We start from the raw sequence: 20,085 nt of genomic DNA on the forward strand, positions 1-20,085 counted from the left end.
CGGTCAACGCACCAGTTGGTGCGCGTGCAAGGAGAGGTGATGAAGCGGTTGAAGGCGCGGTACGGCTGTCCGGTCGAGTTGGCGCTGGAGTTCGTCGGCGGCAAATGGAAGGCGGTGATTCTGGCCTGGCTTAAGGAGTCGCCGCACCGCTATGCCGAGTTGCGCGCCCGCCTGCCCGGCGTTTCCGACAAGGTGCTGACCGAAAAACTCAAGGACCTCGAGCTTTTGGGCCTGGTCGAGAAAGCCGCCATCAACGGGTCCGGCTCGGCTGTGGTCTATCGCCTGACCGAGCGGGGCGAAGGCCTGCGTCCGGTGCTGGATGCGCTCTACGCCTGGGGCGGAGCGCTCGGCCCGGAGCTGTCGGTGATCATCGGACCTGGCGATTCGCCCACGAAAAAGCCCGCCGGCGAGCCGGCGGGCTGATCCGTTCAGGCCTGTCGGCCCGGCCCTACTTCTTCTTATTGGTCGGCAGCTGGCAACCGCCGCCCATGGTGGTGATCGAGCACGGAGTGAGGTGCGGCGGAGCCGGCGCGTTGTTGGCGTATTCCATCACCCAGCCCGAACCGCCGTCGGCGCAGGCCACTTCGATCAGGTCGGAATTGTCGGTCTTGCCCAGGGCGCGAGCGCCGGAGACGACGCAGGAGCCCTTGCCGGCGGCCTTCAGGTCGGCCGAATACTTGCCGAAGACCGCGCTTTCGGGCGTGAACGAGCACTTGTAGCCCTCGGCCTCGGCGCGCACGCAGTCATAGACGACCGGCTTCACGCCCGAGCCGAGCGGGAAGACGCCGACGCCGCCGTCAGGACGGTTGGAGCACAACATCTCGACCACTTCGCGGTCCTTGGCGTCGATCGGGAAGGCCGCATACTTGGACACGTTGCAGTCGAAGCCGGCCTTCTTGGAAAGGCTCGTGTAGAGGGCGCTCTGGGCGGTTTCGGCCGCGCGGGCGTCGGTCAAGGTGCAGCCGCCGGCGACGTTGGATGCCTGGGCGCAGTCAACCGCGATCTTGAACTTGTCGCCTGCGGTCTCGACCATCCAGCCCTTGCCGTCCTGACAGGCCACCTCGAAGATGCCGGTGCCGTCGGTGGTCATGCCGACATAGCGGCGGTCCTTGATCGCGCAGGTCTTGCCGCTGGCCGCCATCAGCTTGTCGGCCGTGGCCGCCAGCGCCTTGTCGCCGTCGGTCAAGGTGCACTTCAGATTGTCCTTGGCGTTCGGGTCATAGCAGGTGAACGCCATAGACGCGCCTTCGTTGGTATGGCGCGCCATGCCGAAGATGTAGCCGTCGCCCGCCTGGCAAGCCAGTTCGAAGAAGGTGTTCTTCGAGGACGAGCCGATCAGGCGCACGTTGGAGACGTCGCAGGCATGGCCGGTGGCGGTGAAGGCCGTCTGGATGCCCAGGGTCGGCTTGGCGTTCTCCGGCAGGGTGCAGGTCAGGTTGCCCTTTTTACCGTCCGGACCGGGCTGGCCCATGGTGTAGCAGTCGAACGCCTCGGGCGCCGGCGCCTTTTCCTTGGCCACGATGATGAAGCCCAGGCCTTCCTTGCAGGCAGCTTCATAGTACTTGGCCTTGACCTTGTCCGAGCCCACGCCCTCGGCGATGAAGCGGCTGTTCACCAGGGTGCACGGGATATTGCCGGCGGTCAGCATCGGCGGAAGATCGGTCGCGGAGGTGTCCTTGTCCTTCGCAAAGCTGGCCGAGGCGGTCATGACGACGCTCGTCGCCAAGGCCAGCGCAAGACCGATTCCAAAACGCCTCATCATCTGTTCTCCTGGGGTGGTCCCTCGGCGCGGAGCTTAAACGCGCGCTTGCCCCGTGGGTCAAGGTCAGCGCCCAATGCGGCGCTAGAATGGCCGGGCGCGGCGGCGTTGCTACGCCTCTCGGTGGCCGCTGAACGCGGTTTCCGGCCGATGGTTGCATGAAGGGGAAGATCGATGGCGGACGGCATTGAGCGGGGAGCCCGCGAACGGGACGGCGGCGAGGAGGACCGCAGGCCCGCCCTGGTCTATCCGCTGGAGAACACGCCCGACTATGGGCAGGCCGTCGATATCGCCCCGGGCGTCAAGTGGATGCGCATGCCCCTGGGCGGCTCGCTGGCCTTCATCAACGTCTGGGCGATCGAGGACGACGGCGGCTGGGCCATCGTCGACACAGGCATGCAGACCAAGGACACCTCCCAGGCCTGGCGCAAGGTCTTTTCCGAGGCCCTGGGCGGCGCGCCGATCACCCGCGTGTTCGTCACCCACCTGCACCCCGACCATGTCGGCCTGGCGGGCTGGATCACGCGCAAGTTCAGCTCCCGGGTTTGGATGACGCGGCTGGAATATCTGCAGTGCCGCATGCTTGTGGCCGACACCGGTCGCGAGGCGCCGCAGGACGCCATCGAATTCTATCGCGGCTGCGGCTGGGACGAGGAGGCGCTGGAGACCTATCGCGCCCGCTTCGGCGGCTTCGGCAAGGGCGTCTATCAGCTGCCCGACAGCTATCACCGCATCAAGCACGGCGACGAGATCCGCATCGGCGCCCAGACCTGGCGCGTGGTCACCGGGTCAGGCCATTCGCCGGAGCACGCCTGCCTCTATTGCCCCGAGCTGAAGCTGTTCATCTCCGGCGACCAGGTGCTGCCCAAGATCAGCTCCAACGTCTCGGTCTTCCCCACCGAGCCGGATGGCGACCCTTTGAGCGACTGGCTGTCCTCGCTGGCCCGGATCAAGACCCTGGTTCCCGACGACGTCCTGGTGCTGCCGGCGCACAACGATCCGTTCATCGGCCTGCACGCCCGGCTGGACCACCTGATCCGCGGGCATGAGCGCGGCCTCGACCGGCTGGAGAAGACCCTGGCCGAGCCACGGCGGGCGATCGACGTGTTCGGAGCCCTGTTCGCGCGCAAGATCAATGGCGACCTTCTCGGCATGGCCACCGGCGAAAGCATGGCCCACCTGAACTGCCTCCGGACCCGCGGCCGCGCCACGGCGACCCGGGACGACCAGGGCGTGGTCTGGTGGCAGGCGGCGGGGTGAGGTCCCTCAGATCGCCGGCAACGGGCCGAAGATCAGGGCCGCGACGCCGATCACCACCACCAGCACCCCGGCCGACAGGGCGATCACCGCGTTGCGCCGGGCCCGGCGGTCGTGCCAGCTCAGCCAGTCCTGGACGAAGCCCAAGGGGATGTCGGGGTCGGGGAAATGCGGCGCCTGGCCGGCGCTGGGATGCGACATCCGCATGCGCGCGTTGTCGACCCCGAGGCTCTCGAGCGCGCGATACCATCGCCAGGCTTTTCGCCCGCTGGTCCAGCGGTTCTCGAACGGCGGCTGGCGGCTGGCGGCATGTGGCATGGCGCATCGTCTCCCGATGACGCGGGCGCGGCGCCTTCCATCGCGTGGAAGGTGGGTCCACGTCTTGCCGCGCTTATAGCGCCGCGGACGGCGCCTCGCGAGCTTGACCATGGTCGAGAAGGGCGGCGAACACGCAACGGTGATGCTACACTGTTCCCATGCTGACGCCGACTTTCTGGGAAATCCATTCGGGTCTGGAGCGCGAGGGGCCTGGCGACGAGGCTTCGCTGATGCGGGCCCTGGCCATGACCGAGGGCCTGCCTGCTGAGCCACGGATTCTCGATCTCGGCTGCGGGCCGGGCGCCCAGACTCTGAGCCTCCTGAAGCACACCGCCGGGACCGTGACCGCGGTCGATACCCACCAGCCGTTCCTGGACGACCTGATGAGCCGCGCCCGAGACGCCGGCGTGGCTGACCGCGTGACGACGTCCGACGCCTCCATGGCCGACCTGCCGTTCGAGGACGAGAGCTTCGACCTGATCTGGAGCGAGGGGGCGATCTATTTCATCGGCCTGCCTGAAGGCCTCGCCGCCTGGCGGCGGCTGCTGCGGCCGGGGGGCTGGATTGCTGTAACCGAACCCTGCTGGCTGAAACCGCGCGAGGCCCTGCCCCAGGGCGCCCTGGACAACTGGGCGGAATATCCGGCCATGGCCACGGTCCAGGAGCTGGAGGCGGTCCCGGCCCGAGCCGGCTATCGCTTGGCGGGTTCGTTCGTGCTGCCGCCCGCGGCCTGGGAAGCCTATTACGGACCGATGCAGGCGCGCGTCGACGTCGTGCGGGCTCGCCACGCCGGCGACGCCGCGGCCCTGGCCGAAGTGGCGCGGCACCAGGCCGAGATCGACGCCTATCGTGCGTTCGGCGATTGCTTCAGCTACCTGTTCCTGGTGATGCAGCGCCCTGCCTAGCCGACCGAGACCCCATGTCCCTGACCATTCGCCCCGCCCGCCGCGAAGACGCCGCCCTGATCCTGGGCTTCATCCGCGACCTGGCGGACTATGAAAAGCTGCTGCACGAGGCCAAGGCGACCCAGGCCGACGTGGAGGCGATCCTGTTCTCGGCCAATCCCCGCGCCTTCTGCGACATCGCCGAGCTGGACGGGGCGCCGGTGGGCTTCGCCCTGTGGTTCTACAACGTCTCGACCTTCACCGGCCGCCACGGGATCTATCTGGAGGACCTGTTCGTGCGGCCGCAGGCGCGCGGCGCCGGCGCCGGCAAGGCGCTCCTGGCCGGCCTCGCCCGCCGCTGCCGCGACGAGGGCCTGACCCGGCTGGACTGGGCGGTGCTCAACTGGAACGCCCCCTCGATCGCCTTCTACGACAGCCTGGGCGCGGGCCGGCAGGACGAATGGACGGTGCGCCGGCTCGAGGGCGAGGCCCTGGAACGGCTGGCGGGCGCCGCGATCTAGAACAACCGGTCCAGCGTCCGGTCCCGGGCGGCGGCGGTCTTGTCCAGGGCCGGCGCGTCGGCCACGTCGGCGCCTGCGGCCTCGGTCACCGCTTCCGGCGCAGGCGCGGCTTCAGCCTGAGGTTGGGGCGCCGGGGCCGGCTTTTCTTCGTCAAAATCGGGCAGGGGCTGGTCGGTCGGGGGCTTGCCCTCGTCGATCTTGCTCTGCTGGTTTTGCAGATAGACCGAGCGCAGGGTGGCGTAGGGGTCGGTGGCGTCGCTGATCAGGGCTTCGAAGGCGGCGTCGTTGACAGCGCGGGTGTCGACCCCGCCCACCAGCGTGCGGCTGACGCCCAGCGCCGTGCGCCCGGGGTAGTTCACCCAGTGCAGGGGGTCGATCACGCTGTCGACGCAGATCCCGAACAGGTCGCGCACCGAGGACGGCCCCAGGATCGGCAGGAAGACGTACGGCCCCGACTTGACGCGATAGCGGCCCAGCGTGAGGTCGAAGCCGTTGTCGTGGTGCGGCAGGCCGGTCTTGGCGCCGACGTCGATCATGCCGCCCACGCCGACTGTGCTGTCGGCCACGAAGCGGACCGTGGTCTTGGCCGCCTGCTTGAACCGCCCCTGGAAGACATCGTTCATCCCCACGACCGGCTCGCCGAGATTGACCAGCATGTTGTGGACGCCAGTGCGCACGACCTTGGGCAGGACGCGCTCATAGACCTTGGCCGCCGGGCGCATCACCACCCGGTCCACGGCCATGAAAATGCTGAAACCGAAGCGGTTGGCCGGCTCCCAGGGGTCGGCGTTCGCGGGGGCAGAGGCCTGGGCCAGGGCGTTGGTCGCCGCGCCCAGCATCAGACTGGCGGCGAGGGCTGCGGCGGATCGCTTCAAACCCGAAACTCCTCTTGGGTCGGACTTCGCGGTCCGCAGGCCGGCATATGGAGCGAACGCAGCGGGATGCAACCGTCCTTTATTGCGGATCGCTTGGAAAGCGCCAGTCTGGACGCGGCGGAGCCGAAATGTTGTATCGGCGCACCCGTCCGCCGCTCGTGTCAGAGGTCACCTTGCTGAAGGCGCCAAAACCGATGGATCGCCCCTCGCCGGTCGCGCGCCTGGTGGCCGCCTGCTGTGCGCGCCCTCGGCTGACCGCGATTGTCGGCCTGTTGATCGGCGCCATCGCGGCGGGATTCGCCGCGACGCACTTCGCCATCACCACCAGCACGGACGCCCTGCTCTCGCCCAAGCTGGACTGGCGCCAGCGCGAGGCGGCCTATGACCGGCTGTTCCCGCAGCACGACGACGAGATCGTGGTGGTGGTCGACGGCAAGACGCCTGAGCTGGCCGAGGAGGCCGCAGCCAGCCTGGCGGCGAAGCTCTCAGCTCAGCCGGCCCTGTTCACCCGTATCCAGCGACCGGACGGCGGCGACTTCTTCGCCCGCGAAGGCCTGCTCTACCTGCCGCTGAAGGACGTACAGGACTCCACCGCCCAGATGATCAAGGCCCAGCCGTTCCTGGGGCCGATGGCGGCGGACCCGTCCCTGCGCGGCCTGATGGGTGGATTGTCCACGGCCCTGACCGGAATCAAGGCCGGCCAGGCGAACCTCGCCGACCTCGACGCGCCGATCGCGGGCCTGGGCGAGGCCCTGGGCAAGGTCGAGGCGGGTCAGCCGTCCTTCTTCTCCTGGCGCGCCCTGGTCAGCGGCAAGGCGCCCGAGGCGCGCGAACTGCGCCACATCCTGCTGGTCAAGCCCAAGCTGGACTACGCCGCCCTGCAGCCGGGCGACGCGGCCGAGAGCGCCATCCGAGCCCAGGCCAAGGCGCTGAACCTGGATGCCGCCCACGGGGTCAGCGTGCGGCTGACGGGCGACGTGCCGCTGCAGGACGAGGAGTTCGGCAGCCTGGCCGACCGCGCGGCCCTGATCGGCGCCCTGGCGGTGGCGGCGATCCTGCTGATGCTGTGGATGGCGGTGCGCTCGCCGCGGATCATCGGCTGCATCCTTGTCACCACCTTCGTCGGCCTGGTGGTCGCCGCGGCCTGGGGCCTCTTGGTGTTCCACCGCTACAATGTGATCTCGGTGGCCTTCATCCCGCTGTTCGTGGGCCTGGGCATCGATTTCGGCATCCAGTTCAGCGTGCGCTTCCGCAGCGACTATGCCGACGAGCGCACCTTGCCCGAGGCCCTGGTCGAGGCCGGCCAGGGTATGGGCTATCCCCTGACCCTTGCGGCCGTCGCCATTGCGGTCGGTTTCCTGGCGTTTGTTCCAACCAACTATGCGGGCGTCTCACAGCTCGGCGTGATCGCCGGGGTCGGCATGCTGATCGCCCTGGCGCTGAACCTGACCCTTTTGCCCGCCCTGCTCCTGCTGACCCGGCCCAAGCGCGGCGGCGGCGACATCGGCCATGCGCCGCTGGAGAAGCTGGACGGCTGGGTGCTGGGCAACCGGCGGCTGGTGCTGGGGACCGCGGCGCTGGCTGCGCTCGGCTCGGCGGCGCTGCTGCCGCTGCTGCATTTCGACTTCAACCCCATGCACCTGCGCAGCGCCGCGACCGAGTCGGTCTCGACCCTGAACGACCTGACCAAGGACCCCGACCAGACCCCCAACACCTTGAGCGTCCTGGCGCCCAACCTGGCCGCGGCCCAGCCCCTGGCGGCGCGGCTGGCCAAACTTCCCGCGGTCGCCGACGTCATCACCCTGCAGAGCCTGATCCCCGACGGCCAGGCCGAGAAGCTGGCGGCGATCACCGACGCCGACACCCTGCTGGACCTGACCCTGAACCCGATCTCCACCAGCCCGCCGCCCAGCGACGCCGAGGTGGCCGCCAGCCTAGCCCAGACCGCCGCCGACCTGCGCACCGCGGCCGGCTCGGCCCTCGGCGCGCCGCAGGACCACGCCCGGCGGCTGGCGAGCCTGCTCGACACCCTGGCCAAGGGGCCGAGCGACAAACGCAAGGCGGCCGAGGCGGCGCTGATCCCCGGTCTGAACACCCTGCTGGATCAGATGCGCGCCTCGCTGCAGGCCCAGCCGGTGACGCTGGACAGCCTGCCCGAGGACCTGAAGCGCGACTGGATCGCCGCCGACGGCCAGGCGCGAATCTCGGTGGTCCCTAAGGGCGATTCCAACGACAACGCGACCCTCGAGCGCTTCACCGCCGCGGTGACGAAGATCGCGCCCGACGCCAACGGCCCGCCGATCAGCATCCAGAACGGGGGCAATACCGTGGTCGGGGCCTTTATCGAGGCGGGGGTGCTGTCCTTCATCGCCATCACCGCCCTGCTGTTCCTGGTGCTGCGCCGGACGCGGGACGTGGCCATCACCATGGCCCCGATCGTCCTGACCGGACTCTTGACCCTGGGCAGCTGCGTCCTGATCGGCCAGCCCTTGAACTTCGCCAACATCATCGCCCTGCCGCTCTTGTTCGGCATCGGCGTGGCCTTCCACATCTATTTCGTGATGGCCTGGCGGGCGGGCTCGGCGCACCTGCTGCAATCCAGCCTAAGCCGGGCGATCTTCTTCTCGGCCCTGACCACGGCCACGGGCTTCGGCAGCCTGTGGGCCTCGAGCCATCCCGGCACGGCCAGCATGGGCAAGCTTCTGATGATCTCGCTGATCTGGACTCTGGTCTCGGCGCTCTTGTTCCAGCCGGCCCTTATGGGACCGCCCGACCGGCGGACCAGCGACGCGCGCGACCCGCTGCACGCGGGCTGAAGCGGCCTATTTCAAAAGCTTGTCGGCCTGGGCGTTCAGGCTGGCGGCCACGGCCTTGGCGTCGCCGGAAGCCGAGACGCTGGCCAGGTCCGAGCGGCGGGTGGTCAGCTGGCTGACATTGCCCTGGTAGAAGACGTCGATGATCTTCCAAGTCCCGGTGCTGGCGCGCATGCGGTAGTTCAGCGGGGTCGGCGCGCCGGATTTGGGCACAAGCTTGGTCTTGACCACCTTGTCGACGCCACGGGTGTCGACCTGCGGGTCGACCGTGAAGGTTTCGCCGTCATAGCTGTCGAAATTGTGCGCGTAACTGGCCACCGACAGGCGCTTGAAGGCGTCGACCACCAGGGCCTGGCCGGCGTCGTCGAACTTGGTCCAGGCGGGGCCGACTGCGAAGCGGGCCATGGCGCGCAGGTCGAAGGCCTTGTCGACCGCCGGCTCGAGCTTCTTGTAGCGGCCTTTCACCCCCAAGGAGGCCCCCTGCTTCATGGTCGCAAGAAGGGCGTCGTCGAAGGCCTGCACGGTCTGAGCGGCGGGGTCGGCCTCGGCCGCACGGACGGCGGCGGCGGGCGCCAGGGCCAGGGTGAAGGCCGCGGCGGCGAGGGCGAGGGACGGGGTGGTGCGCATGCGGGGCCTTTCGGGTCGGGGACGCGTAGATAGTGCGTTTTTGCCAGGGCTGAAACGCCCTGACCCTGCGCAAGGTTGAGCAAGGCGGCTGAACCGCGGGTGAACCGAGCGCTTTAGGCGGCCCTGCGCAGGGCGAAGATGCTGTAGAGCGCGGCTGCCGCCGCCATCAGGCCGGCGGCGATCCAGAAGGCGCCGGTGACGTCCGCGCCGGCCACGCCGAGGGCGCTGAGCGAGGGACCGAGGCTGAGGCCCACCAGGGTGACGGCGGTCAGGAGCGTGGCCGCGGTGCGGGTCTCGTCCAGCCCGATCAGGAGCCGCACCTGGAACGGGTTCAGCGCCAGCCAGAAGAGGCCGAAACCCAGGGCCGGGGCGAGATAGGCCGCGGGCGTGCCTGCCACGGCCAGAAGAGCGATGACCCCAGCCTGGCAGAGGCTGCCCACGACCAGGGAAAGCGCATAGGGCAGGCGGTGCCCCCAGGCGGCGACGGCGAGCGCGCCCCCGACCTGGAACACCAGGCCCCCGGAGACGGCGATCCCCGCCGCCTGGGCCGGGAAATGATGCTGGTCGGCCAGGAGCTGCATATAGCCCCAGGCCCCGCCGATGGCGGCGTTCTGCAGACCCACGGCCAGAAGGGCCGCGAAGATCGGAACCGTCCAGGCGACCTTGCCCCCCCCCTCGGCCGCGACCTCGGGGGCCTGATCGGCAAGGAACAGGCAGGAGGCGGCGCTGAGGGCTGAAAGGCCGGCCAGGATCACGAAGCCGCCCTCGGGCCCGAAATGCGGCGTGACCCAGACCGGCAACAGATAGGCCATCAGCGCCTGGGGTGCGGTCGAGAGGGCCAGGAAGATGGCGTTCATCCGGTCCGGCCGGCGGTCCTGGATCAGGACGATGATGGTCGCCCCCATCATCAGCCCTTCGATCAGCCCGGCCACGCCGCGCAGCAGGTCCAGGGCCAGCACCCCGTGCACCGCATAGATGGCGAGGTTGGCGACGCCCAGGAGCAGCGACAGGGCGCCGGCTTTCAGCCGCATGCCCCCGCCCCGCATCAAGGCCGGCCCGACCGCCGAGCCGAAGGCCAGGGCCAACACCTCGGCGGTGGCCAGATTGCCGAGTTGCGCCTCGCTGACCCGCCCGGCCTGGGCCAGGGCGCCCAGCACCACCGGCTGCACGCCGAGGATCATCAGCGCCACCGTACCGACCGTCATGGCGGCCGAAACCACGCCCAACGGCTGGTCGGCGCCATGGGCGGCGGTGAGCTCGCCGATCTCGACGCCCTCAGCCCCGGGCGGCACGGGCATGCGGGGCAGGCGGTCGGCGTCGTCGGTCAAGAAAACCATCCTGGGGCGTGTACGCGGACAACAGTCGCACAATCCTGAGCCGGCGTAAGCCGGCTCACAGACATTCGGGGATCGCGACCTTAGAAGTGGTAGTTGGCTTCGACGCCGACGGTGCGGGGCGTGCCACGAACGCCCTGGATCAGACCGACAAAGCTGAGGTCGAACGCGTCCACATAGTAGTGCTGGTCTCCCAGATTGTGGGCGAAGGCGGCGACCTCCCAGTGCTTGTCGTTGAACTGATAGGCCACCCGGACATTCTCCAGCCAATAGGCCGCCTGGGTCGTGTAGGGGTCATTGGTCGTGTCGAAATACTGGTGGCTCTTGTAGCTGGCGTTGAACTGCAGATCGACCGCGTTGTCGCCGAACGGAATCTTGTAGTCGAAGCCGAGGGCGGCTGTGGTGCGGGGGGCGAGCGGCAGCTGATTGCTGACATATTGGCCGTTGACCGCGCCGTCGAGACGGGTGTTGAGCAGGCCGATCTGGGCGTTCAAGGTTAGGTTGTCGATCGGCCGGGCCAGGGCCTGGATGTCGAAGCCCTCGGTATGGGCGGCCTTGGCGTTGGTCAGGATATTGACGCCGATGCCGCCCTCGTCGACCAGCAGAAACACCTGCATGTTCTTGTAGTCATTATAGAAACCCGCGACGTTCAAGGTCAGCCGGCGATCGAAGAAGCTGGATTTTATCCCGACCTCATAGGCGGTGACGGTCTCCGGATTGATCGGCTTCAGCTGTGCGGGGATCAGGGTCGGGTCTTGGCCCAGGAAGCTGCCGTTGAACCCGCCGCTCTTGTAGCCGGTGGAGGCGCTGACATAGGTCAGGATATCGCGGGTGAAGCTGTAGTTGAGGGCCGCCCGCCAGGAGAAAGCCGAACTGTCCAGGTGGTGGCTGGAGTCGTTGACGACCTGGATGGGATCGAAGCCCCCAGTCGCCTCGCTGTCTTGGGTCTTGAACGAGCCGAAATAGTCGAAGGACTTGTGCTCGTAGGTCCCCCGCCCGCCCAGGGTCAATTTCAGCTTGTCGGTGATCGCATAGTCGCCCTGGCCATAGATGGCGTAGGCGTCCGTGATCTGGTGGCTGCTATCGTAGGCGACATAGCCGCCGCCGCTGCCCAGCGCCACGTAGAGCGGCTGGTTCTGGCGCAGATCTTCCTTGAGGTAATAGGCGCCCAACACCCAGTTGTAGCGGTCCTTGGTCTGGTGAACCTGAAACTCCTGGGTGACGGTGTTCGAGCGGACCCCGAAATCGATCTCGAGCAGCTGGTTGGGCGAGGCGTCGCTGTCTTCGGGGTGGATCTTGTCCACGTGCTCGACCGCAGTGATCGAGGTGTAGGTGAGCGAGTCCGCCGAATAGTCCGCCCGCAGGTACGAGCCGAGGCTGTTCACCTTCAGGTGCTGCTGGCGGTTATAGGAGCCGCCATAGAACTTGCTGGGCGTGCCGTAGCCGAAGGCGTCGACGCAGCCGCCGGCGTAGGTCGCGGCCACCGAGCACTGGCTCCCGTCGACGGGGCTCAGATCCCCGATGTGGCGATATTCGGCCGGTCGATTGTCCACATATCCGCCGTGGACATTGAACAGCAAGGTGAGCTTGTCCGAGGGCTTGTACTGCAGCATCGCTCGGAAGGCGGCGTTGTCGGCCCCGTTCTCCTTGTTCCCAGTCAGGGCGTTGGTCGTATAGCCCTCGGAATTGTTCTTTACGAAGGCGAAACGGCCGTCCAACCCCGGGGCGATCGGCCCGCCGACGCCACCCTCGAAGTTGAAGGTGTTGAAGGAGCTGTATTCGGCGTGGACGTCGGCCGTGAGATAGTCGGTCGGCTTGTTGCTGATGAAGTTGATCGCTCCGCCGCTCGAGTTGCGGCCATAGAGCGTGCCTTGCGGTCCCTTGAGCACCTCGACGCGCTGCAGGTCGAAGGTCTGGAAGGTCTGGGAGGCGGGCGAAGACAGATAGACCTCGTCGACATAGACCCCATTGGGTCCCGCATTGTTGGTGTCGTAGTCGTTCAGGCCGATGCCGCGGATGGCGATGATCGGCTGGTTGCCGGCGCCCGCAGGCAGGGCGATGTCGACATTGGGGCTCATCTGGCCAAGGTCCGACGAGGACTTGATCCCCAAGGCGCGGATGTCCTTGGCGGTGAAGGCCTGGATCGAGATCGGAACCTTCTGGATGTTCTCGCTGCGCTTCTGCGCAGTGACCACGATCTCGCCGATCGCGTCCGGCTTGGCCGCTGATTGCGCTGCGGCCGCGCCCGCGGCGCCCAGAACGATCGCCATGGCCGTCGTTGCGGCCCAGGTCCGTTGCATGACCCTATCCCCCTCAGCTGTTTGGCTGAGCGAAACGATAGTCTTCGCTATACGATATGCAACGCTATTTTTAGCGCCCGCCCTCAGGGCAGCAGCGAGTGCCTCAGGATCAGCGCTGCGTCGCGCAAAAGATCGTCACGCGGGATCAGGGTCTCTTCGTTCAGCATCTCGTCGGCGGCGAAGCCGAAGTCGATCGAGATGCGCACCCGCCGCCAGAGCACGTCGCGCGGCATGTCGGGCAACAGCGGCGCATAGGCCTCGGTCATGCGGTCGGTGACCAGGCGGTGGGATTCGATCCGCACGTGGGTCAATTGCGGCACGGCGCGCAGGGCCCTCAGCGTCCACACCGCCCCCGGCTCGCTGGCGGTGACGTCAGCGGTGGCGCGCATCAGTTCCTCGATCGCCTGGCTCAGCGCGTCCAGGCCCTGCGGCGCATAGCGGTCCAGCCAGTCGAACAGCACCTGGTTCTGCCGGTCCATCAGCCGCCGCCCCAGGGCCTCCAGCACCGCATACTTGTCCTTGAAGTAGCGGTAGAGGGCCGGCGGGGTCATGCCGGCGCGGGCGCAGATCAGGTTGGTGGAGATGCGCTCTATGCCGACCTCGCCCAGAAGCTCGCCGGCGACGTCCAGCAGCCGCTCATAGGTCTGCACCGCCCGCTCCTGGCGGGGCGGGGCTCTGCGCCCGGCGGCGGGCTTGGCGGCGGATTTCGGCAGCGCGGTCATCAGTCCATGGTCATCAGGCGAGGGGCGTCCGGCTTGGACCCGATCTGGAGCCTAAGCGCAAGGCCTGGGCCGTTTCGCCCCTCTTCGCCTCTTGCGCGCATGGCATAGCGCAGTCATTGTGCTAGTGAAAGCTATCTTTTTGCCGAGGAGGACGCCATGGCAGGTCTGGGCAGCAATGACAAGGCGCTGAGGGCGCGCGCCGAGGCGGTGATCCCGGGGGGCATGTACGGCCACCAGTCGGTGGCGCTGCTGCCGGACGACTATCCGCAATACTTCGCCCGAGCCGAGGGCGCGCGCATGTGGGACGTGGACGGGCGCGGCTATCTGGACTTCATGTGCGCCTATGGCCCGAACCTGTTCGGCTATGGCCATCCCGAGATCAACGCCGCCTTCGTCCGCCAGATGGAGACCGCCGACGCCCTGACCGGCCCCACCGCCCGCATGGTCGAGCTGGCCGAAGCCTTCGTCGGCATGGTCAGCCACGCCGACTGGGCCATGTTCTGCAAGAACGGCACCGACGCCACCTCGATGGCCATGGTGGTCGCCCGCGCCCACACCCGGCGCAAGACCATCGTCTTGGCCAAGGGCGCCTATCACGGCTCGGCCCCCTGGTGCACGCCGCGCCCGGCGGGCGTCACGGCGGAGGACAGGGCCCACCAGATCTTCTGCAGCTACAACGACATAGCCAGCCTCGAAGAGGCCGTGGCCAAGGCCGGCGACGACCTGGCCGCCATCTTCGCCGCCCCGTTCAAGCACGACGCCTTCATCGACCAGTCCCTGCCCGACGCCGCCTATGCCCGCCGCGCGCGCGAGCTGTGCGACCAGACGGGCGCGCTCCTGGTGGTCGACGACGTGCGCGCAGGCCTGCGCGTCGCGCGCGACTGCAGCTGGTCGACCGTGGGCGTGAAGCCGGACCTCTCCACCTGGGGCAAGTGCATCGCCAACGGCCACCCGATCTCGGCCCTCTTGGGCTCGGAGATCGCCCGGGGCGCCGCCAGCCACGTCTTCGTCACCGGCAGCTACTGGTTCCAGGCCGCGCCCATGGCGGCGGCCCTGACCACGCTCAGGCTGGTGCGCGAGACCGACTACCTGGAGCGGATCGAGCGTCTCGGCGCGCGTCTGCGCACGGGCCTGCATGAACGCGCTTCGGCGGCCGGGTTCTCGCTCCGCCAAACGGGTCCGGTGACCATGCCCCTGTTCCTGTTCGACGACGACCCGGACATGCGCAAGGGCTTCGCCTGGTCGAGCGCCATGCTGCAGCGGGGGATCTACGTCCATCCCTGGCACAACATGTTCCTCTGCGCCGCCATGACCGACGGCGACATCGACGAGACCCTCAACGCCGCCGAAGGGGCCTTCAAGCACCTGAAGGGCGTCGCTGGCGGCCTCGGCCCGGTGGAGAAGCTGGCCTTCCTGACCGCCTAGGCGGTCGCCGCGCAAGGATTGTTGATCAGCGCCGGATCGCCTGCGGCGGATAAGCACTTGCCTTGATCCTGTGACCAGCGTATCGCGCCGCCGGTTATGGCTCGGGGCGAACCCGTGCGCTCGGAGCGGGATGCGAAAAAGTGGCCGCCGGATTTTCGCACGGATCCCGCTCCGCACTATTGGATTCGATCAAAACGACTTCGGATCATTTCGATCCGAAGTCGTTTTGATCTAGGAGCGACCCTGCACATGCCTGGCGAACTTCCTGTCGCCGCTCAAGCCGCAGAACCCACCGCCCAGGCCCATAGCTCGCACGCGCCCGACGCCCACGGCGGACGGTTCTGGTCGCTGGCCCTGGGCGCCATCGGGGTGGTGTTCGGCGACATCGGCACGAGCCCCCTGTACGCCTTCCGCCAGGCCCTCAAGCAGGCCACCGGCGATGGTCATGTGCAACCTGAAGCGGTCTATGGTGTGGTCTCGCTCGCCCTCTGGGCCCTGATCATGGTGGTGACGGTCAAGTACGTCATCTTCCTGATGCGGGCGGACAACAAGGGCGAGGGCGGCGTCCTGTCGCTGACCGCCCTGGCCCAGCACGTCAACGGCCGCCGCACCCTCCTGGTGTTCGCCTTCGGGGTGATCGGGGCGGCGCTGTTCTACGGCGACTCCATCATCACCCCGGCGATTTCGGTCCTGTCGGCGATCGAGGGACTGCAGACCGTGCCGGCCCTGCAAAACGTGGTCACGCCCGGCGGCGGCGTTGTCATCGTGCTCAGCCTTCTGATCCTGACCGGCCTCTTTGCGGTGCAGTTCCGCGGCACGGCCAATGTGGCGATCTTCTTCGGGCCGGTGCTGGTCTGCTGGTTCGCCCTGATCGCGGCCTTCGGGGTGATGCACATCGTCCATGAGCCGGGCGTGCTGCTGGCCGCCAGCCCCAGCTACGCCGTCATGTTCCTGGCGCGCCACGGCATGGTGAGCCTGATGGTGCTGGGCTCGGTGTTCCTGACCGTGACCGGCGCGGAGGCGCTCTACGCCGACATGGGCCACTTCGGCCGCTGGCCGATCCAGGCCGCCTGGCTGTTCCTGGCCCTGCCCTGCCTGATGCTGAACTATCTGGGCCAGGGCGCCTTCGCCCTGCAGATGGTCCAGGCCACCCATGGCCAGGTGCAGGACATGGACTGGTTCTTCCAGATGACGCCGGTGATCCTGCGCGTGCCCATGGTGGTGCTGGCCACCGCCGCCACCGTGATCGCCAGCCAGGCGGTGATCACCGGCGCCTTCTCCCTGACCAACCAGGCCATGCAGCTGGGCCTGCTGCCCAGGATGGTGGTCAAGCGCACCTCGGCCACCCAGGCCGGCCAGATCTACCTGCCCCAGATCAACGGCATGCTGGCCGTGGGCGTGGTGCTCTTGATCGCGGTGTTCAAGAGCTCGGACGCACTCGGCCAAGCCTATGGCCTGGCCGTCACCGGGACCATGGCGGTGACCACCTCGCTGTCCTTCATCGTGGTGCGCAAGATGTGGCGCTGGCCGCTGATCGGCGCCCTGGCCCTGATCGGGCCGCTCCTGACCATGGACCTGTTCTTCCTGGGGGCCAATTCGCTGAAGATCTTCTCCGGCGCCGCCCTGCCGCTGGTGATGGGTGCGGCCCTGTTCCTGGTCATGGCCACCTGGGTGCGCGGCAACGACATCCTGGCCAAGAAGCTGCAGAAGGACACCCCGCCGCTGGACAGCTTCCTGGGCATCCTGCGCGCGCGCCCGCCGCACCGGGTGACCGGCACCGCCGTCTACCTGACCTCGGACCCGGCCCACGCCCCGGCCGCCCTGCTGCACAACCTCAAGCACAACCGCGTGCTGCACCAGCAGAACATTATCCTGTCGGTCGAGACCCTGGAGACGCCCCGGGCGCCCGAGGAGCAGCGGGTCAGCTGCCACAAGATCGACGACGACTTCACCCAGGTCACCGTGCGCTACGGCTTCATGGAGACGCCGAACATCCCCAAGGCCCTGGCCGCCTGCCGCAGCCAGGGGCTCCTGATCGACATGATGTCGACCTCGTTCTTCCTGGGCCGCAAGACGGTGGTGGCCACCAGCCGCAAGGGCCTGGGCCAGCTGCAGGACCGTCTCTACATCCTCCTGGCCAAGAACGCCGCCAACCCCACCGACTTCTTCCAGATCCCGCCCGGCCGGGTGCTGGAGATGGGCGCGCAGCTCAGCATCTGAGGCTCAGTCGAAGACCCCTGACAGCTCCACGTCTGTCAGGCCGTCACGGATGCGCCTCAGTTCGCGATAGATGAGGGCCGACGCGGCGGTGCTCGGGATGGAAGCCAGGGCGATCCACACATAGCCGAGATGCGAAGCGAAGCTGCGGGCCAAGGCCGCTCCGGCTATGAGGAGCACAATGTAGCCGACGACGAACGCCCCCTGATAAACCAGGATCACCGGCGCCAGGCGCCAGCGATTGCCGCTCGAAAGGGTGGCAGCGCGCAGGAGGGCGCGGGCCGGGTTCTTGCGCTCCTCCAGCGCTACCGGCATGGCCGACCCCACCACCAAATTCAGACCGAAAAGGATCAGGCTGTTGGTCAGGATCAGGCCGATATAGCTGGCCCAGTCGGTCGGTGGCCCAGTGAACATTGCGGCCAAGGTCGGGGCGTTGCCCAGCACTTGCAATACTACGCCAACCAGCATTGCAGGCAGGGCGAAGAAAAGCGGGCGGGCCGGCCGTTCACCCCCATCCAATCGCCGAAACAGCGCTTCCAGCGACAAGCAAATCCCGAGGTTATAACTGGTGATCAGACTCAGATAGCCGGCGATGTGGGCCAGTTTGACAGGCCCAGTCTGCAGGCCGCCCTGGCTCTGCACCAAGTAACCGTAGGCGAAAGCGTAGAGCTCGTAAGGCGCCCAGAGGAACAGCACCGCCAGGATCGCCAGCCGGCGCCACTCCAGCCGAACGAGGTGGAAGCTGCGCGGGATGATCGCGCCGAGCTCGATACGTCCGACCGTGGCGAAATCAGCGGCGACCATGGCCAGCACCATAGCCCCAAGTCCGGCGAGCCTGTCCAGCTTGGCCTTTTCCGGCGGCAAGGCGATGGTCCGTTCCGTGGAAGCCGCCCGCCGCGTGCAAAAAATGCCCGGAAAACGCCAGGCCTGCCCGAGACTGTTGCGCTTCAGACCCCAAATACGCACGAGCCTTCCCCGCCAATGCGCGCTTGACGCCGGGGCGCGGGCGCGTAGTCTCCCCCCACTCTCCGGGGTGTCCCGCTCAAGGGGCTGAGATATCGCTGGGCGCGAGCCGGCGCGATGACCCGCCGAACCTGATCCGGATCATGCCGGCGAAGGGATGAGATTGGGGTCCTGGGATCCCGTTTCTACCGACGTCCGTGAGGCCGGGCCGAAGCCGCAAGGAGCCTCGCGCCCATGAATATCCAGACCCCCATCGACAAGTCGATTCCCACCGGCGAGCGCCCCGGCTCGCACAAGGTCTATCAGGCCGGGACCCTGTTCCCTGACCTGCGCGTGCCGTTCCGCGAGGTGGCCGTGCATCCCAGCGCCGGCGAGCCGCCGGTGACCATCTACGATCCCTCCGGCCCCTATACCGACCCGAACGCATCGATCGACATCCATAAGGGCCTGGCCCGGCCGCGCGACGCCTGGGTCCTGGCCCGCGGCGACGTCGAGCGCGTCGAGCCCCGCCAGGTCAAGCCGGAGGACAACGGCGGCGCGGCCGGCAAGCACCTGGCGCCCCAGTTCCAGTCCGACCGCAAGCCTTTCCGCGCCAAGGGCGGGGCGGCGGTGACCCAGCTGGAATACGCCCGCCGAGGGATCATCACCCCGGAGATGGAGTTCGTGGCCATCCGCGAAAACATGCGCCGCCAAGCGGCTGCAGGGACGCGCGACGGCGAGGACTTCGGCGCCGAGATCCCGGACTTCTTCACCCCCGAGTTCGTGCGCGACGAGGTGGCCCGCGGGCGGGCGATCATCCCGGCCAACATCAACCACGGCGAACTGGAGCCGATGGCGATCGGCCGCAACTTCCTGGTCAAGATCAACGCCAATATCGGCAATTCGGCGGTCTTGTCCTCGGTCGAGGACGAGGTCGACAAGATGGTCTGGGCGATCCGCTGGGGCGCCGACACCATCATGGACCTCTCCACTGGCCGCAACATCCACAACATCCGCGAATGGATCGTGCGCAACTGCCCGACGCCCGTGGGCACGGTGCCGATCTACCAGGCGCTGGAGAAGGTGAACGGCGTCGCCGAGGACCTGAACTGGGAGGTGTTCCGCGACACCCTGATCGAACAGGCCGAGCAGGGGGTGGACTATTTCACCATCCACGCCGGCGTGCGCCTGCCCTACATCCCGCTGACCGCCAAGCGCGTCACCGGCATCGTCAGCCGCGGCGGCTCGATCCTGGCCAAGTGGTGCCTGGCGCACCACAAGGAGAACTTCCTCTACGAGCACTTCGAAGACATCTGCGAGATCATGCGGGCCTATGACGTCAGCTTCAGCCTGGGCGACGGCCTGCGCCCCGGCTCGCTGGCCGACGCCAACGACGCGGCCCAGTTCGCCGAGCTGGAGACCCTGGGCGAACTGACCAAGGTCGCCTGGAAGCACGGCGTGCAGGTGATGATCGAAGGCCCCGGCCACGTTCCGATGCACAAGATCAAGGCCAACATGGACAAGCAGCTGAAGCTTTGCCACGAGGCGCCGTTCTACACCCTCGGCCCGCTCACGACGGACGTGGCGCCCGGCTACGACCACATCACCTCCGCCATCGGCGCGGCCATGATCGGCTGGTTCGGCACGGCCATGCTCTGCTACGTCACGCCCAAGGAGCATCTGGGCCTGCCGGACCGCGAGGACGTCAAGCAGGGGGTGATCGCCTACAAGATCGCCGCCCATGCCGCCGACATCGCCAAGGGCCATCCGGGCGCCCGGGACTGGGACGACGCCCTGTCCCGCGCCCGCTTCGAGTTCCGCTGGGAGGACCAGTTCAACCTGGGCCTGGATCCCGAGACCGCCCGCGAATACCACGACGAGACCCTGCCCAAGGAGGCGCACAAGGTGGCGCACTTCTGCTCCATGTGCGGCCCCAAGTTCTGCTCGATGAAGATCAGCCACGAGATCCGCGACGCGGCCGCGGGGCAGAACGACGTCGAGACCGGCATGGCCGAGATGGCGGACAAGTTCCGCGCCGGCGGCGGGGAGATCTATGTCGAGGCCGGCGCGGAAAAAGCCTGATCTCGTCAA

General features: G+C 67.7%; 16 protein-coding genes and 1 riboswitch. Of the genes, 8 read left to right on the plus strand and 8 right to left on the minus strand.

The genetic code is table 11. The features are described 5' to 3' along the window. The first annotated feature begins 39 nt into the window (after positions 1 to 39). Positions 40 to 423, plus strand: a complete 384-nt coding sequence (locus tag KCG34_RS13735; RefSeq protein WP_211936213.1) for a winged helix-turn-helix transcriptional regulator — start codon at positions 40 to 42, stop codon at positions 421 to 423. Positions 424 to 448: 25 nt separating this feature from the next. On the opposite strand, the gene KCG34_RS13740 is transcribed toward KCG34_RS13735, so the two are convergent. After that, positions 449 to 1,759, minus strand: a complete 1,311-nt coding sequence (locus KCG34_RS13740; RefSeq protein WP_211936214.1) for a hypothetical protein — start codon at positions 1,757 to 1,759, stop codon at positions 449 to 451. A 174-nt stretch (positions 1,760 to 1,933) separates the two neighbouring features. Here KCG34_RS13740 and KCG34_RS13745 point away from each other — a divergent pair, with 174 nt between their 5' ends. After that, positions 1,934 to 3,019, plus strand: coding sequence for an MBL fold metallo-hydrolase (locus KCG34_RS13745; protein WP_211936215.1), 1,086 nt, complete (start codon positions 1,934 to 1,936; stop codon positions 3,017 to 3,019). 6 nt (positions 3,020 to 3,025) lie between these two features. Here the strand turns inward: KCG34_RS13745 and KCG34_RS13750 are convergent, their stop codons facing one another. Next, positions 3,026 to 3,334 (minus strand): hypothetical protein, encoded by a 309-nt coding sequence (locus KCG34_RS13750; RefSeq protein ID WP_211936216.1) that lies wholly within the window; start codon positions 3,332 to 3,334, stop codon positions 3,026 to 3,028. Between the two features lie 158 nt (positions 3,335 to 3,492). Between KCG34_RS13750 and KCG34_RS13755 the strand changes: the two genes are divergently transcribed. Together KCG34_RS13755 and KCG34_RS13760 are read left to right on the plus strand one after the other, a co-directional pair. Next, positions 3,493 to 4,239, plus strand: coding sequence for an SAM-dependent methyltransferase (locus tag KCG34_RS13755; RefSeq protein WP_211936217.1), 747 nt, complete (start codon positions 3,493 to 3,495; stop codon positions 4,237 to 4,239). Positions 4,240 to 4,253: 14 nt separating this feature from the next. Then, positions 4,254 to 4,739 carry a GNAT family N-acetyltransferase gene (locus KCG34_RS13760; protein WP_211936218.1) on the plus strand — a complete coding sequence of 162 codons (486 nt, stop codon included), beginning with the start codon at positions 4,254 to 4,256 and terminating at the stop codon, positions 4,737 to 4,739. Here the strand turns inward: KCG34_RS13760 and KCG34_RS13765 are convergent. Then, positions 4,736 to 5,614, minus strand: a complete 879-nt coding sequence (locus KCG34_RS13765; RefSeq protein ID WP_211936219.1) for an MlaA family lipoprotein — start codon at positions 5,612 to 5,614, stop codon at positions 4,736 to 4,738. The genes KCG34_RS13760 and KCG34_RS13765 overlap by 4 nt on opposite strands. A 194-nt stretch (positions 5,615 to 5,808) precedes the next feature. Here KCG34_RS13765 and hpnN point away from each other — a divergent pair, with 194 nt between their 5' ends. Then, positions 5,809 to 8,430 (plus strand): hopanoid transporter HpnN, encoded by a 2,622-nt coding sequence (gene hpnN, locus KCG34_RS13770; protein WP_211936220.1) that lies wholly within the window; start codon positions 5,809 to 5,811, stop codon positions 8,428 to 8,430. Between the two features lie 6 nt (positions 8,431 to 8,436). Here hpnN and KCG34_RS13775 read toward each other — a convergent pair whose 3' ends face one another. The 4 genes from KCG34_RS13775 to KCG34_RS13790 all read right to left on the minus strand — a co-directional run bounded on the left by KCG34_RS13775 (position 8,437) and on the right by KCG34_RS13790 (position 13,410). Then, on the minus strand, positions 8,437 to 9,054 hold the full coding sequence (locus KCG34_RS13775) for a hopanoid biosynthesis-associated membrane protein HpnM (RefSeq protein ID WP_211936221.1): 618 nt from the start codon (positions 9,052 to 9,054) through the stop codon (positions 8,437 to 8,439). A 113-nt stretch (positions 9,055 to 9,167) separates the two neighbouring features. Beyond that, the gene (locus KCG34_RS13780; RefSeq protein WP_211936222.1) at positions 9,168 to 10,382 is read right to left on the minus strand and encodes an MFS transporter; all 1,215 of its coding nucleotides are present in this window, start codon (positions 10,380 to 10,382) and stop codon (positions 9,168 to 9,170) included. 89 nt (positions 10,383 to 10,471) lie between these two features. After that, positions 10,472 to 12,688, minus strand: coding sequence for a TonB-dependent receptor (locus KCG34_RS13785; RefSeq protein ID WP_211936223.1), 2,217 nt, complete (start codon positions 12,686 to 12,688; stop codon positions 10,472 to 10,474). Positions 12,689 to 12,771: 83 nt separating this feature from the next. Next, entirely contained in the window at positions 12,772 to 13,410 is a 639-nt protein-coding gene (locus KCG34_RS13790; protein ID WP_211936224.1) for a TetR/AcrR family transcriptional regulator, read from the minus strand. A 156-nt stretch (positions 13,411 to 13,566) separates the two neighbouring features. Between KCG34_RS13790 and KCG34_RS13795 the strand changes: the two genes are divergently transcribed. Beyond that, complete coding sequence (locus KCG34_RS13795) at positions 13,567 to 14,835, plus strand: aminotransferase class III-fold pyridoxal phosphate-dependent enzyme (RefSeq protein ID WP_211936225.1); 1,269 nt, start codon at positions 13,567 to 13,569, stop codon at positions 14,833 to 14,835. A 249-nt stretch (positions 14,836 to 15,084) separates the two neighbouring features. Beyond that, entirely contained in the window at positions 15,085 to 17,055 is a 1,971-nt protein-coding gene (locus KCG34_RS13800) for a potassium transporter Kup (RefSeq protein ID WP_211936226.1), read from the plus strand. A gap of 3 nt (positions 17,056 to 17,058) precedes the next feature. Here KCG34_RS13800 and KCG34_RS13805 read toward each other — a convergent pair whose 3' ends face one another. Further along, positions 17,059 to 17,868: a hypothetical protein gene (locus KCG34_RS13805; RefSeq protein ID WP_211936227.1), complete on the minus strand. Its 810-nt coding sequence runs from the start codon at positions 17,866 to 17,868 to the stop codon at positions 17,059 to 17,061. Between the two features lie 203 nt (positions 17,869 to 18,071). After that, a riboswitch (TPP riboswitch) is annotated at positions 18,072 to 18,191 on the plus strand. Between the two features lie 58 nt (positions 18,192 to 18,249). Here KCG34_RS13805 and thiC point away from each other — a divergent pair. Continuing rightward, the gene (gene thiC, locus KCG34_RS13810) at positions 18,250 to 20,076 is read left to right on the plus strand and encodes a phosphomethylpyrimidine synthase ThiC (protein ID WP_211936228.1); all 1,827 of its coding nucleotides are present in this window, start codon (positions 18,250 to 18,252) and stop codon (positions 20,074 to 20,076) included. Positions 20,077 to 20,085 lie beyond the last annotated feature (9 nt).

The sequence above is a fragment of the Phenylobacterium montanum genome (genome assembly GCF_018135625.1).
GTDB classification, from domain to species: domain Bacteria; phylum Pseudomonadota; class Alphaproteobacteria; order Caulobacterales; family Caulobacteraceae; genus Poindextera; species Poindextera montana.

What these genes read in the sequence shown, in the direction of transcription:
- KCG34_RS13735 (WP_211936213.1), top strand. Translation starts at nt 40, where the DNA reads ATGAAGCGGTTGAAGGCGCGGTACGGCTGTCCGGTCGAGTTGGCGCTG.
- KCG34_RS13740 (WP_211936214.1), bottom strand. Translation starts at nt 1,759, where the DNA reads ATGAGGCGTTTTGGAATCGGTCTTGCGCTGGCCTTGGCGACGAGCGTC.
- KCG34_RS13745 (WP_211936215.1), top strand. Translation starts at nt 1,934, where the DNA reads ATGGCGGACGGCATTGAGCGGGGAGCCCGCGAACGGGACGGCGGCGAG.
- KCG34_RS13750 (WP_211936216.1), bottom strand. Translation starts at nt 3,334, where the DNA reads ATGCCACATGCCGCCAGCCGCCAGCCGCCGTTCGAGAACCGCTGGACC.
- KCG34_RS13755 (WP_211936217.1), top strand. Translation starts at nt 3,493, where the DNA reads ATGCTGACGCCGACTTTCTGGGAAATCCATTCGGGTCTGGAGCGCGAG.
- KCG34_RS13760 (WP_211936218.1), top strand. Translation starts at nt 4,254, where the DNA reads ATGTCCCTGACCATTCGCCCCGCCCGCCGCGAAGACGCCGCCCTGATC.
- hpnN (WP_211936220.1), top strand. Translation starts at nt 5,809, where the DNA reads ATGGATCGCCCCTCGCCGGTCGCGCGCCTGGTGGCCGCCTGCTGTGCG.
- KCG34_RS13775 (WP_211936221.1), bottom strand. Translation starts at nt 9,054, where the DNA reads ATGCGCACCACCCCGTCCCTCGCCCTCGCCGCCGCGGCCTTCACCCTG.
- KCG34_RS13785 (WP_211936223.1), bottom strand. Translation starts at nt 12,688, where the DNA reads ATGCAACGGACCTGGGCCGCAACGACGGCCATGGCGATCGTTCTGGGC.
- KCG34_RS13790 (WP_211936224.1), bottom strand. Translation starts at nt 13,410, where the DNA reads ATGACCGCGCTGCCGAAATCCGCCGCCAAGCCCGCCGCCGGGCGCAGA.
- KCG34_RS13795 (WP_211936225.1), top strand. Translation starts at nt 13,567, where the DNA reads ATGGCAGGTCTGGGCAGCAATGACAAGGCGCTGAGGGCGCGCGCCGAG.
- KCG34_RS13800 (WP_211936226.1), top strand. Translation starts at nt 15,085, where the DNA reads ATGCCTGGCGAACTTCCTGTCGCCGCTCAAGCCGCAGAACCCACCGCC.
- KCG34_RS13805 (WP_211936227.1), bottom strand. Translation starts at nt 17,868, where the DNA reads ATGGTGCTGGCCATGGTCGCCGCTGATTTCGCCACGGTCGGACGTATC.
- thiC (WP_211936228.1), top strand. Translation starts at nt 18,250, where the DNA reads ATGAATATCCAGACCCCCATCGACAAGTCGATTCCCACCGGCGAGCGC.